The 12,258-nt window shown below is 55.3% G+C and carries 12 protein-coding genes; 4 read left to right on the top strand and 8 right to left on the bottom strand.

All coding sequences use genetic code 11. The features are described from left to right. Nucleotides 1-72 precede the first annotated feature (72 nt). The 3 genes from RE6C_RS13820 to RE6C_RS13810 all read right to left on the bottom strand — a co-directional run bounded on the left by RE6C_RS13820 (nt 73) and on the right by RE6C_RS13810 (nt 2,705). Nucleotides 73-549: a hypothetical protein gene (locus RE6C_RS13820; RefSeq protein ID WP_008657447.1), complete on the bottom strand. Its 477-nt coding sequence runs from the start codon at nt 547-549 to the stop codon at nt 73-75. Between the two features lie 315 nt (nt 550-864). After that, a complete protein-coding gene (locus RE6C_RS13815) occupies nt 865-1,473 on the bottom strand; it encodes a sugar O-acetyltransferase (protein ID WP_315852351.1) in 609 nt (202 codons plus the stop codon). Beyond that, a complete protein-coding gene (locus tag RE6C_RS13810) occupies nt 1,431-2,705 on the bottom strand; it encodes an SGNH/GDSL hydrolase family protein (protein ID WP_039962056.1) in 1,275 nt (424 codons plus the stop codon). The genes RE6C_RS13815 and RE6C_RS13810 overlap by 43 nt, the downstream gene beginning before the upstream one ends. A 190-nt stretch (nt 2,706-2,895) precedes the next feature. On the opposite strand from RE6C_RS13810, the gene RE6C_RS13805 reads away from it, so the two are divergent. Beyond that, nucleotides 2,896-4,440 carry a cytochrome P450 gene (locus tag RE6C_RS13805; RefSeq protein ID WP_008657444.1) on the top strand — a complete coding sequence of 515 codons (1,545 nt, stop codon included), beginning with the start codon at nt 2,896-2,898 and terminating at the stop codon, nt 4,438-4,440. Between the two features lie 43 nt (nt 4,441-4,483). Here the strand turns inward: RE6C_RS13805 and RE6C_RS13800 are convergent, their stop codons facing one another. From RE6C_RS13800 to RE6C_RS13780, 5 genes are all read right to left on the bottom strand, one after another. Further along, a complete protein-coding gene (locus RE6C_RS13800) occupies nt 4,484-5,164 on the bottom strand; it encodes a CDP-alcohol phosphatidyltransferase family protein (RefSeq protein WP_008657441.1) in 681 nt (226 codons plus the stop codon). Continuing rightward, nucleotides 5,161-6,123, bottom strand: coding sequence for a phosphatidate cytidylyltransferase (locus tag RE6C_RS13795; protein ID WP_008657440.1), 963 nt, complete (start codon nt 6,121-6,123; stop codon nt 5,161-5,163). Before RE6C_RS13795 ends, RE6C_RS13800 begins: the two co-directional genes overlap by 4 nt. Beyond that, entirely contained in the window at nt 6,123-6,830 is a 708-nt protein-coding gene (locus RE6C_RS13790; protein WP_008657438.1) for a TVP38/TMEM64 family protein, read from the bottom strand. The genes RE6C_RS13795 and RE6C_RS13790 overlap by 1 nt, the downstream gene beginning before the upstream one ends. Further along, complete coding sequence (locus RE6C_RS13785) at nt 6,830-7,195, bottom strand: TraR/DksA family transcriptional regulator (protein WP_008668660.1); 366 nt, start codon at nt 7,193-7,195, stop codon at nt 6,830-6,832. Before RE6C_RS13785 ends, RE6C_RS13790 begins: the two co-directional genes overlap by 1 nt. A 115-nt stretch (nt 7,196-7,310) precedes the next feature. Further along, nucleotides 7,311-8,252, bottom strand: coding sequence for a diacylglycerol/lipid kinase family protein (locus RE6C_RS13780; RefSeq protein WP_008657436.1), 942 nt, complete (start codon nt 8,250-8,252; stop codon nt 7,311-7,313). A gap of 229 nt (nt 8,253-8,481) precedes the next feature. On the opposite strand from RE6C_RS13780, the gene RE6C_RS13770 reads away from it, so the two are divergent. From RE6C_RS13770 to RE6C_RS13760, 3 genes are all read left to right on the top strand, one after another. Beyond that, on the top strand, nt 8,482-9,396 hold the full coding sequence (locus RE6C_RS13770; protein WP_008657433.1) for a metallophosphoesterase family protein: 915 nt from the start codon (nt 8,482-8,484) through the stop codon (nt 9,394-9,396). Nucleotides 9,397-9,712: 316 nt separating this feature from the next. Further along, complete coding sequence (locus tag RE6C_RS13765; protein WP_039962054.1) at nt 9,713-10,555, top strand: c-type cytochrome; 843 nt, start codon at nt 9,713-9,715, stop codon at nt 10,553-10,555. A 317-nt stretch (nt 10,556-10,872) separates the two neighbouring features. Next, nucleotides 10,873-12,099: a multidrug effflux MFS transporter gene (locus RE6C_RS13760; protein WP_008657430.1), complete on the top strand. Its 1,227-nt coding sequence runs from the start codon at nt 10,873-10,875 to the stop codon at nt 12,097-12,099. Nucleotides 12,100-12,258: the final 159 nt, after the last annotated feature.

Below are 12,258 nucleotides of genomic sequence, written 5' to 3'. Positions count from 1 at the left end.
CTGCCAGCGGATCAGCAGACACGTTGTCCTTTTCCAAGGCACGTGTCTTTGGCGGTTTCTTCTAGATCGCGATTAGCGGCGCTGGCGATAAACTCGATTTGCCGAGCAGGTGCCACCGGAGCAAGTCGGTGCCGAGTACGTCTGGTATCGGGCGCCTTGCCATGAACTGGCGGGCACGGACGAGACAGGCACACCTTGGGTGGACTGATAACTCGGAGCGTAGCTGGTGTAGCTCGATCTGGTCAGAGTCGAGACGGGTGTCGAGTAGCGGATTGTTGGCTGGGCAATGGGGTGGGGCGAGGCGACGGTTCCGCCGCAGTTGCCGGATGCACAACCTGATCCAACTGCAATCGGTGCCGCTTGAGTCGACGTGTACATGCTGGTCGTGGAATGCACCGGGGGTGCGGAATAAGTCACTTGCGGCGACACCGCTTGAGCGGCTGCACAAGCCGCTCCGCATGAACCGCTTTGTGCGCTGGCATCACTGCTCATGGCAACCACCAATACAGCGGCGAACGCGACTACAGAGTCCTTCCATCCAAATTTCATCTTGGTTTCTCATCGACAAAGGTTCGATTGGGACACAGCTCCATGTCCCGTGATCCAACCTGATGCGGATTCTGGGCTTGTATCCGCCACGAAGTCGTGTGTGATGTCGAAGTTCTTGTGTTTTTCTGGGGCGACAACACTCCTCGATCAGGTGGTCTTCCCACGCACCGGCGGAGCCAGCAAAGCTACCATTCACGAGTGTTTGTCACGTGTGGCCCTGGATCGAGTTGCTTCGAAAATGAAAATGATTTTCTCTGCTTTTGTCTGTAACAAATGCAATGACCAACGTAGGTCGCTGTCACAACAAACCCGCCGTCAGTCGATTTGTCGTATCACTTTGCCTGGATTTCCGACGACGAGAGATCCTGCAGGCACGTCCTTGGTCACCACGCTGCCCGCACCAATCACGCTGCGGTCACCGATCGTGACGCCCGCGCAAATGATCGCTTTGCCGCCGATCCAAACATCGTTTCCGATGGTGACCGGTTTTCCATACTCCTGGGTGCGACGCAGGTGGGATTCAAGGGGATGCGTGGCTGTGTAGATGTGGACGCCGGGGGCAATGAAGACGGAGTCTCCAATTCGCACATCGCAAACGTCCAGGACCACGCAATCAAAGTTGAAGTAGACGTGTTCGCCGAGATGGATGTTGGTTCCATAGTCGCAGCGAAACGGCGGTTCCAACCAAACGGAGTCGCCACCGCTGGCGAACAGTCCTTTCAAAATGCGTCGTCGATTTTCTTCATCACGAGGTGAACTGTGATTGAGTTCGTGACAACGTTCGCGAGCGACCAAGCGTGCTTCCGCCAGTTCCGGATCACTCGCATCATAAAGCTCACCGGCAAGCATCTTTTCCTTCTCGGATCTCAGCGGGGCACCGCTCACTTCAAGTCGCCAATCAGCATCAACGAGGAGGCGTACCATGTTTGGTCTTTGTACTTTTCTGGCTTCGCATCGAAATCCGCTTGATTTCGTTCAAAGAGAATCTCTCGCTTGTCCAGTTGTGTGGGCGTCAATTCAATTTTGACGGTGTGTCGTCCCGGTTCCAATTCCCCGCCAACTTTCAGTGTTGCCATTCGGTGGTAGGTGCAATAACCATCAATTCGATTGCGAGTGAATTCATTCCCGTCGATTTGGACACGCACTTCGCCACCATCCGGGCCAAGGATGTCGAACACTCCCGCGTTGGTACCTTCGAACGTGAACTCCAAGCTGGCACCAGAGCCGTTGGCTTGATAGAGCTCGGACATGTTCCGTTGAAACCGCTTGGCCAACGAATGATCCGAGGGGAGCTTGGTCCAGTCCCCGCTTAACATCTCGGGCTCAATGGCGACCATCTTGGCTTGTTCCCAGTTGTCATCTCGGAGTGGCTTTCCAAGCGAATGCGGCTGTGTGGTTTGGTTTGCATCGATGATCTTCGGCCATGATCGTGCAATCGTTTCGGTGTAGACGCGGTGTCCGGTTTCGACGTGGGGGTGGACTCCATCGGTTGAGAAAACCATCGGCTCGGTGGTCATGTCCGCAGGCATGGGAGCTTTGAAAACCAGCTTGCCAGCGGATTCCAAGCGTGCGACTTCGACGCCAAAGTGGATGGAGGGAATCGAATAGTGATCGGCCAACACTTCCATCGCGCTGGCTGCGCGAGGCATCTTGCCGGACTGCAAGTCGGGTAGCATCTGCTGCGTCAGGGTGTAGACAAAGCAAATGTCAGTGTTCGGATTCGCGGCCCAGGTTTGACGCACGATCCCTTCCATGGATTGATGGATGCGTTCGGGGGCGGTTCCGCCATCGTTGACAGCGAATTCCACAAACAACAAATCCGGATCGTGTTGCAACGCATCACGCTGAAGACGAAACACACCGAGGCCTGACCCGGTGCCACCAATCGCCGCATGAATTTCTTCGATGGTTGCCGCGGGATATTGCTGTTGTAACCACTGGCGTGACTGGATCCGCCAGCCCGGTGCGGCAGTGATGCTGCCGCCGAGATAGGCAACGCGAACGGTTTCGCCTGATTCAACCTTGGCGGTGAAGTGAGGCAGTCCGGCGCGAGGATGGCATTCCACCGCATCTCGAAGTTCAAACTCGCCGTGAGCTTGATGCGAGGTGAGCAAACAAAAGATCAGACAGCAAAGCTTGCTTGAAGGTCGGTGCATGAATGGAGATCGGTGAGAGGGAGGCGTTTGGGGTGGGAGAGATTGATGGCCGTCGCTGGTGCTACAATCCTGCGAGAGTGCGTGAGCTTTGCCGGCGGGAATCGCGATTGTAACTGCGATTGCGAGGTGATTTGAGTTTTTGGTTCGGACCGCAGTTTGGTTTCGATAGGTTGAGGAAGGAAGCTGATTCATGCAGAACGGAACGAGCAACTTGAAAGATCACCTTCCTGGCTATCGACGTCTTTCGCGATTGCCAAAGCAATTCTTGGCGATCAGTCCGTTTGATGGGGATTGCATGCCGTCACGCGTGCGTTTGTTTGATCCGAGATCAGGTCGGCCCACCCAGCCGTTTCCGCACCGCTGGAATTTCGAAGATCCAGTTCGAATTCTCGAAACGTACTTTTGGAATGCTGAAGAAGAACAAGGTCCGGGCCGCCACAATCGGTACCTCGATGTTCCCGGGTTTGCACCTGTGCTGGTGACTCGTGATCCGGGCATGATCCGAGCCATCGCGACAGCGACTGGAGATCGAGAGGGGCAATTCGATCGAGACACGCTTCCCTCGGTCGGCATTGCTCGAGCGACCGGCACCGATACGTTGCTATACGCCAACGGAGCGGAGTGGAAAAAACAGCGGAAAATCGCGGCATGTCCATTCGGCAAAACGACCTTGTTTCAACCGGAACAGTTTTGCGAGTTCGCCGACACCTTTCGAGAAACTGTTCGGGGACGGATCGATGTGCTGCGACAGCATCTAGCGGCCAGTGGTCAAGAGACGGTGGACATTCCGTTGGAACCCGAAGTCAAGGTGGTGATGCTGGAAATGCTCACCAACAACTTTTTCGGTGCCGAAATTAGCTATGAAGAGCTGCGTGAAAAGTATGTTCCTGCTTTGGAGCGTGTGATCGACCATATTGTCTCAGACACGGTGAAGAATCGGCTTGGGGTTCCATGGCGGAAGTTTCCGAGCTTGAGCGATCGGATTGTTCGAGCGAAAGCAGATGATGCCACGTTCGAGGAACTGACACAGCGAATTTTGGCTCCTCGCGGCGAAAAGAAAGCTTTGTGGAAGCAATTCAAGTCAGATGCACCCGATGCGAAGTTGATCAGCAACCTCAAGGTCTTCTTGGCGGGAGCTTTGGAAGCGACGACGTCCTACGCGACTTGGGCGATCTCTCATTTGGCACGTCATCCTGATGCGCAAGAGAAAGTCTTCGAAGAAGTGAAGGACATCGATGTTTACACACCGGAGATCTTGGCGGGGGCGAAATACCTGCGAGCGGTGTTGGACGAGACATTGCGGTTGACACCTTCGTTATACTTTTTGCCGCGACGAGCCACCGCCGATACTTGGGTGACGTCGGCCGACGGTCGAAAAATGTTCATTCCCTGGGGCACCCATTTGTTACTGGACGTGTGGCATGCCAATCGTCATGAGGACCACTGGGGCGTGGAGGTGTCTGGCTATCCGGCGAACGTGTTTGAACCCGATCGCTGGCGAATTCTTGCTGAGTCGGGTCGGGCAGCAAAGGACACGTTGCATTTCGGTTTTGGGCACGGCCCGAGAGTTTGTCCCGGCAAACACCTGGGTGAATTGGAGGTCGGGTTGACCGTTGGGGCATTGGTGAAAACGTTCCGTTTCCGGTCGGAATTGCCACAGAATCCTGCCCGCGCGGGTGTCTCCACCAAACCCGCCGATGGAACCCGCGTTTGCATGTCGCTTCGTTCGCCATGAGCTGGAGCGGCGGCCAGGCAAATTTGACTGCCTGCGGCGAACGCTATGTCAGGTTTTGTTTGCCACGGACATGAAAGATTGACGTCACGTCGCTGACCGGTTTCTTCAAAGAATAGGTCAACAATCCGCTTTCGATATTGGCAACGATGACGCTCGCCATGGCAATATGAAGTGGCCAAGCTGGTCCGCCGATCAAAAGGTTGACCGCGGCAATCCCGACTAGCAACCAGGCGGTCTTTGCGGTTCGCGTGTGGTAGGTCGGTAGCTTGCCAAACTTGAGCAGAGCAAAGCATTCCGCCGCGATGAAGCTGCCGATCGCCGCGGCAATCCAAATTGCTTCGTTCGCCAATAGGTCAGCTCGTAAGAACAACAGCGACAATGCTAGGCAGACGTACATGGCCGCATCCGCGATGCTGTCGAGTTTCGGGCCAATCTCAGTGCGTTGGTCGAGCCATCGAGCGATCTTCCCATCGACGGTGTCTGATAAGGTCAAAACGATGAACAAGATCAGCGTGGCTTGAGCTTGATCGTTCCAAGCCAACAAAACCATGAACGGCGAAAGCAACGCTCGCAGGACGCAGATGATGTTGGGCACTGTGAGGTTGGATATGACTGGATTGGACGTGACATGCTCGGGCGCAGTGGAATTGGGTTTTCCATCGCCGCTTGGCATGTTAGGGCCACGGTTGGCGGGAGGCGGCGCGATCTGTTCTGCGTTGTTCATGAAAGGACCTTCATTAGCAGCAACGCGACCGGGGCGGTGAATGTTAGGGAATCGATGCGATCAAGAATGCCGCCTTGCCCGGGCAAGACATCGCCGCTGTCTTTCACGCCTGCGGAACGTTTGATCGCGGACATGTTGAGATCGCCGAGAGTTCCCACAATCGCGATTGCCAGACCCAAAATGCCGCTCGTCGCGTGTGACATGGCGGTGACATGTGGGCCGATGAGGATGGCTAGCGTGATGGTGGTGAGAGTCCCGCCGATGAATCCTTCCATCGTTTTGTTGGGCGAAAGGGTCGGGGCGAGTTTGTGCCGTCCCAATGCTCTGCCGAACCAAGCGGCGGTGATGTCGTTGACTTCGGTTAAGCAAATCAACAGCAAAAACCAACCCGGGATTTCGAGCGACGGAGTTGCGTCAGGCGGAAGCAGCAAAATCGATGCTGCGGGAAGACACCCCGTTAGCGTGACACCATAAACAAGTCCACCAACATCGCTGGTGAATCGTTTCGTAGATGTCGTCATCATCAGCACGCTGCCTGCGATGATGACGCAAGCCAGTGGAAGGCAAAGGATGAGTGTGTGGTCCGCGCCCGCGGCGAGCCCCGCGTACAGCGATGCGATGCAGACGTAACCAACCGCCATGATTGGCATGGCCGGCAGAGCGTGTGTCTTGTTCTCTGAGTGGCGTTGAATGTTGGGTTGGCTGCTCTCATTGTCGTGATGAAAAGCAAGTCTTGCATACTCTCGGAATGCAAGCGTGCTCACCGTCGCAAATAACAGCGAGGCGATGATCGTTCCGCCAACTGCACAGAGCAGAACCCAAGTGGAAACGATCCACCACGAAAGCAAGCTGCCCAAGCGTTTGCGAGCAAGGTCGCTGGTCCAATCTTTCAGCGTTGCCAATCGATAGACAGTTCCTACCAACAGCAATCCAAACACAGAGATCGCAACATTGGTCATCACGAGCCTCCTTCGACGGGAGTCGCTTCATCGCCCATCCCACGAAATCGTCGCGACGAATGCGTGATGACCAACGGAATCGCAATCACGACCGAACTGACCAGGAGAATTTTCCAATCCACCACGGTCCACAGATCGAGCCGTCCCAAGCGATCAACGCTGGGGAGCCGCGAACCAGCTAGCACGAAGACGACGTTGCTGGGGATCATGCCAATCAACGTGGTCCATGCGAACGTCGAAATCCGTACATTGGTTGCTCCGGCCGAATAGTTCACTCCCGTGTAGGGTGCATGCAGCAACCGAAGTGTTAGCAGGCACGTCGCTTGGCCTCCCACGTTGAGAGCTGACTCAATCTTTCGAACCAGCCGCGGGACCTTGCGCAGTGCCCATTCGCGAAACATCAGTCGAACGGATAACAACGCAATGCAGGCGGCGACTGTTAGTGAGATACTGACAATTGCCAGGCCAATCCACAGTCCGAAGAGCCATCCGTAGAGGATGGATTTGCCTGTCGTTCCGGGGATCAAAGATGTCAGAATGTAGATGCCCGTGGCGGCGGCGACCGAAAGAATCGGATGGTCATTGATCAGGGATCGAAGCCACTTCTCGTTTTCCGCGATGGTGTCGTGATGCATGGAAGCACCCGAGAAATACCAAAGCGTCGCGAGGAGTGCCACGACCAGCACCAAGATCAGCCATCGTCGCATCACACGGCCATCAGTTGACTGTTTTCACTTGCCTTTTGACATCGCACACACCGGCGAGCGTGAGGTACGACTTGCAGCCGATTCATCGGAATCGATTTGCCACAATCTTCGCAATCACCAAACGTACCGTCTCGCAATCGATCCAGAGCCTCTTCGATGTCCGCCAGTTCGCGGCTTTCTGATTCGGCCATGCGACTGGTCAGTTCGCTGGCGTGAGATTCAATGCCGCGATCGCCGGCATCGCCAACCGTATGATCGTTCACGCGTTGAAACTCATCGAACTCGGTACGAACCATTTCCTGGATTTCCGCTGCGCGACGTTGAAGTTTGTTCACCAGGCTGCGAATCAAATCGTTTCGTGTCATTGTGTCACCTCGTTGGGGTTGGATGCCCCATAGGCGAGCAACTGCCGCGCCAATTTGAAAGCAAACCATCGGCGAACTTTTTCGTTCCATCGCCGCCTCAATCATGGAGCCTCAATCATGGAGACTGCGTAGCGGTTTGGAATGCACCCGGCGACTGCACGCCGACGGCTTCGGTATGGCATGCGACACGCATCGCAGCGGGGCGGATCGAGAACTCAACGCCGTCACTTTGTTCGGTTTCGCCGTCCAAACTGTATGGCAGTGGAGGCGTGGACTCGACGCGAACCCAGCGGGCGGTGAACGTTGCGATTCGTCCTGATTCGTGATACCAGCCAAACGTCGTATCGACTCCCGCAGCCAACAATTCAGAAACGGGCATCACCGGCACGACGGTGACATCCAGCAAACCATCGTTGACCGTCGCCTCGGGCGCCACCGGAAACCCGCCGCCGACATACCGACCTGACGCGATCGCCAATCCAAACACCTCGAACTTGGCATGTGTGTCATCTTGGAATGTCAATTCGAGGGAGTACTTTGGCAGGGAGGTCAGATGGGTGACCGCGGTGATCCAGTAAGCCATCGATCCCCACCGCTGCTTGTCAGCAGAACTGACTTCACCCGAAATCAATCCGCCAAAGCCAGCCGTGGCGGCATTGATGATCAGATGTGCGGACCCGTTTTGAATGTCAATCAAATCAATCGGTGTTGCTGGTTGCTCCGTTGCGGTGGCATAAGCATCCTGCCAAGGTAGTCCGTGCATCCCAATCGAGCGAGCAAAGTCATTTCCCGTTCCGCCCGGGATCAAACCCAGCTCAAATCGCTCCAGCATCTTTTCGAGGTCGAGTTTCTGGACCACCTTGGAAAGTGTCCCGTCGCCTCCGAAGATACAGAGACGTTGCGGCGGGGTGTCTCGGATTTGGTCAAGCCACTTGTCGTCTGGATCGAGTTTGACCAGACGATGTCCCCGCTCGCTTGCTGAACGCTCAAGGTCATCGCGACAGCGATCCCAGCCGGATGCATGAGGGTTGCAGAGGATGGAAACGGATGAGTTCATCGGTATGCGAATTGCAACAATGAGGAGCGGTGGGGCAAGCTTCCTTGGTTTTGCCAGTTCAAGCTGCCCGGAACGAAGCAGGTATCGAGGAATCTTTTGGTGCTTCAGCCGTTTGTGGTCGCCACGGTTTCAACACGGAACCAAAGCCAACGACCAAACGGTTGATGGGTTTGCCAAATCCTTTCTCCGTACCCGCTTCACGAACCTTTGATCGAGCAATCCGTGTGCCATGAAAATCTTGCATATCTCCGACGTTCACTTCGGACCACCTTATCTGCCAAACGTTGGTTCGGCGTTGCTTCGAACGGCTCCGTCGATTGATCCTGACGTGGTCGTGGTCAGTGGCGATCTGACTCAGCGTGCCAAGCCGGAGCAATTTCAGCAGGCCGCCGAGTTCATCAATCAATTGCCGGATGTTCCTCGAATTGTCATTCCAGGCAACCATGACGTGCCGCTATACCGGATCGTGGAACGGCTGACGGACCCGCATCGTTATTACCGTCAATACATCAGTAACGAATTGAACACGGTGTTGCAAACTCCGGATGCACTTTTCGTGGGGCTCGATTCCACCGCTCCGCGATCAGCCATCAGCAATGGACGCATTCATCCGTCCCAGCTCGATTTTTGTCGCGACGCGTTTGGTAGTGTTCCGGATGGTTTGGCAAAGATTGTCGTTGCGCATCATCACTTTGCCCCAGCACCGGATTACTTGCACGATCAAACGATGCCGAAGGCAAAGCGTGCAATCAACTTGTTCGTCGAACTCGGAGTCGAACTGATCATGGGCGGCCATTTGCACCGTGCCTTTATCGGCAACACGCTCGATTTCTATCCCGGCGCAGGTCGCGCTCATGGCATCGTGATCGTGCAGTGTGGAACAACGACGTCACGCCGTGGTCGAGGACGCGAGAAAGAGAAAAACTCCTTCAACGAGATCGACGTGACCGATCAAACGATCATCGTGACCCACCATATCTTTGACGATCAAACGGGCCAGTTCGCTCCATTGAGCCGACACGAATTTGCCCGAGGTGGTCGTCGCCTGGAGACGCCTTCGATTCGACCGAGTCACCATTCGCGAGCGACTGAGACCGTTGGGTCCAACCAACGATCGCAAACGCTTCGGTCGACGAGGGCATAGACCGGAACTGTGTGGATTTTCCCAAAACAATCGACGATCGTATGTGGGACATGAGCGGCCATGTGCTGGAACGCACTGTCCGCCGCACAGTCCGCCGGTTGGGAAAGTGCCAGTCAGTGCTTGTCCGCACGTTCCTTGGCGGTTCCGGCTTTTGAGAAGCCATCTCTAGCTCAGCGACCGGTCGCAGGATGGGTTGCGTTTGGGGGGGCAATCACCGTCTCCGCGATAGGTGTTCGTTGGCTACTTTTTGATGGCAGTTCTGTTTCTATCCAATTCCGTTTCCTCAATGGCTCCGTTCCCTCAATGGCACAGTGCAATGCGTAGGTTTGGTGATTTTCGATCGTTGCGAGTTCTGTTTGCCTTGACGTTCGGGATGGTCGCGGTGTCATTGGGTTGGATGGCGGTGGCGGATGAGAACACTGCATCGCCGGCAGGAAGCCATCCCGGCGACGTGCGTTTGGTTGCAACGAATCAATCTTCATCGAGCCCGCCCTACCCTCCAGGTGAACTCGGCGAAATCGTGAGGCTGGGTGAGTCGCTGGTCAACACAACCAATGAGCATCCGCTTTCGAAGCCGTTCGTTGGCAATTCGTTGAAGTGCACTTCGTGTCACTTGGACGCCGGTCGGCACAAAAAGGCGGGGTCATTCATCGGGGTTGCAGCGGCGTATCCCGCCTACTCACCCAGAGAAAAGAGCGTCATCACGCTCGAAGATCGGATACTGAATTGTTTCATCCGAAGCCAAAACGGAACACGACCGCCGAACGGTTCGAAAGTGCCGGTCGCCATCGCCGCGTACATCACTTGGCTATCAGAGGGCACGCCGCTGAAGATGAACCCCGCAAAGCCGCTCGGTCCAAACCACATGACGTTGCTCACCGAACCTCCCAAGCCACCCAGTGTTGATCGAGGTGAGTCGCTTTACATGGATCGCTGTGCTTCGTGTCATTCCGATGATGGTCTGGGAAGCGATGAAGGCCCGCCGGTTTGGGGCGATCAATCCTTTAACGATGGTGCCGGATTGGCTGGAGTGCAGAAGATGGCGTCGTGGCTCCAAGTCGCGATGCCACTGGATGACGCCGATTTGACCGACCAAGAAGCATACGACATTGCCGCTTACGTGAATTCGCACAATCGGCCAAACTTCGCACCGAACTGAACCCGGTCGCCTCTCGCTTTGTCATCCATCTCATGCTTTGATCTAGTTGTTGAAGCGACCGAGAGCATTTTCATTCAGATCGGCCGTTTTAGTGATGTCTAGCTCCTGCATCGAGCAAAGATCGTTGTTGTGATTCGACGGACTTGGAAGTCCATCGTACGGTTGGCCAAACCAAGAATGGGGCGTGACGGGTTCATTCGTTCGCGAAGTTTGGATGGATGTGGTGCCTGAGGATGCGAGTGCATCAAAGCGGCCGAGTGCATCAAAGCGAGACTGAGAAGATGACTTTTATGGTGGTGAGATAGGTTGGGATTGGAATGGATTTGAAACAAAAGCCTGCCTTGCCGTTGGGTGAGTTCGTGACGCTGATGGCGTTGATGATAGCTCTGGTTGCGCTGGCGATCGATGCGATGTTGCCCGCTTTGCCGATCATCGGTGAGGAGCTCGGGGCCACGCATGAAAACGACAGCCAACTCATCGTGTCATTGCTTTTCCTCGGAATGGCTCTGGGGCAACTGTTCTTCGGCCCGCTTTCAGACAGCATCGGACGAAAGTCGGCGCTGAGTGCTGGACTCGGGCTGTTTGTTGTTGGTTCGATGATCTCACTGTTTGCCGAGACCTTCACGTTGGTGTTGGTGGGGCGTTTTGTTCAGGGACTCGGCGTCGCCGGTCCTCGCAGCGTTTCGCTGGCGTTGATTCGTGATCAATACGAAGGGCGGGCCATGGCACGGGTGATGTCATTCGTGATGACTATTTTTATCCTGGTGCCAGTGATCGCGCCGACGTTGGGCCAAGCCATTCTGATGGTGGCGAATTGGCGAGCGATCTTTGCGGTGCTCGCCGTCATGGCGTTGATGCTGTTTGGTTGGTTCGCACTGCGACAGCCGGAAACACTCTTGCCCGCGCATCGAATGCCGTTCTCGCTCCAGCGAATCCTTCTCGTCTCGCGAGAGGTTTGTACCAATCGAATCGCGTTTGGCTACACGCTGGTCGCCGGTTTAGTTTCGGGGGCGTTTCTTGGGTTTCTGAGTTCGGCGGCTCAGATCTTTCAGCAACAATACGATCTCGGTTCGTGGTTTCCGATCTACTTCGCCGTGTTGGCATCGGCCGCCGGTGTCGCCTCACTCATGAATGCCAACTTGGTGATGCGATTTGGTATGAGAGCCTTGATCGGTCGCGCAATGCTATCGCTCGCCGTCACCTCGGTTGGCTTTTTGGGATTCGCATTTCTCTACGCCGGAAGTCCTCCTTTGTGGAGCACGATGGCTTATCTGCTAGCGATATTCTTTGCTATCGGAATCCTGTTTGGAAACTTGAATTCGTTGGCGATGGAACCGCTCGGGCATGTCGCCGGGATAGGCTCAGCGCTGGTGGGTTCTATTTCAACGTTGATCTCAGTGCCGCTGGGTATCCTGATCGGTCATAGCTACAACGGAACCATTCTGCCTTTGATAGGTGGTTTCGCGGTCTTGGGGGCTCTGTCATTGCTGGTCATGCGATGGGTCGAAAGTGCTGCGGTGCAGCCGTGTACAACCGTTTCATAAGCGATTGGTTGTATCTCGCCTTTCGCGACGAGCCATGCCTCGATGCGCCCTCGTGAACGACTACAATGCGTTCGCGACCTTCGACGTAGATGGTTTTGTATGGTTGAAGTAGTTGCTCACAAACCTGCGTTGGCGGCAGGATAAGTTGACCGAGTGACT

The sequence above is a fragment of the Rhodopirellula europaea 6C genome (assembly GCF_000338295.1).
Taxonomy (GTDB): domain Bacteria; phylum Planctomycetota; class Planctomycetia; order Pirellulales; family Pirellulaceae; genus Rhodopirellula; species Rhodopirellula europaea.
This window is presented reverse-complemented; position numbering and strand designations above follow the sequence as displayed.

Bases quoted from the DNA above. Each gene is read 5' to 3' on its own strand.
- RE6C_RS13820 (WP_008657447.1), bottom strand. From the start codon at position 549: ATGAAATTTGGATGGAAGGACTCTGTAGTCGCGTTCGCCGCTGTATTG.
- RE6C_RS13815 (WP_315852351.1), bottom strand. From the start codon at position 1,473: ATGGTACGCCTCCTCGTTGATGCTGATTGGCGACTTGAAGTGAGCGGT.
- RE6C_RS13810 (WP_039962056.1), bottom strand. From the start codon at position 2,705: ATGCACCGACCTTCAAGCAAGCTTTGCTGTCTGATCTTTTGTTTGCTC.
- RE6C_RS13805 (WP_008657444.1), top strand. From the start codon at position 2,896: ATGCAGAACGGAACGAGCAACTTGAAAGATCACCTTCCTGGCTATCGA.
- RE6C_RS13800 (WP_008657441.1), bottom strand. From the start codon at position 5,164: ATGAACAACGCAGAACAGATCGCGCCGCCTCCCGCCAACCGTGGCCCT.
- RE6C_RS13795 (WP_008657440.1), bottom strand. From the start codon at position 6,123: ATGACCAATGTTGCGATCTCTGTGTTTGGATTGCTGTTGGTAGGAACT.
- RE6C_RS13790 (WP_008657438.1), bottom strand. From the start codon at position 6,830: ATGCGACGATGGCTGATCTTGGTGCTGGTCGTGGCACTCCTCGCGACG.
- RE6C_RS13785 (WP_008668660.1), bottom strand. From the start codon at position 7,195: ATGACACGAAACGATTTGATTCGCAGCCTGGTGAACAAACTTCAACGT.
- RE6C_RS13780 (WP_008657436.1), bottom strand. From the start codon at position 8,252: ATGAACTCATCCGTTTCCATCCTCTGCAACCCTCATGCATCCGGCTGG.
- RE6C_RS13770 (WP_008657433.1), top strand. From the start codon at position 8,482: ATGAAAATCTTGCATATCTCCGACGTTCACTTCGGACCACCTTATCTG.
- RE6C_RS13765 (WP_039962054.1), top strand. From the start codon at position 9,713: ATGCGTAGGTTTGGTGATTTTCGATCGTTGCGAGTTCTGTTTGCCTTG.
- RE6C_RS13760 (WP_008657430.1), top strand. From the start codon at position 10,873: ATGGATTTGAAACAAAAGCCTGCCTTGCCGTTGGGTGAGTTCGTGACG.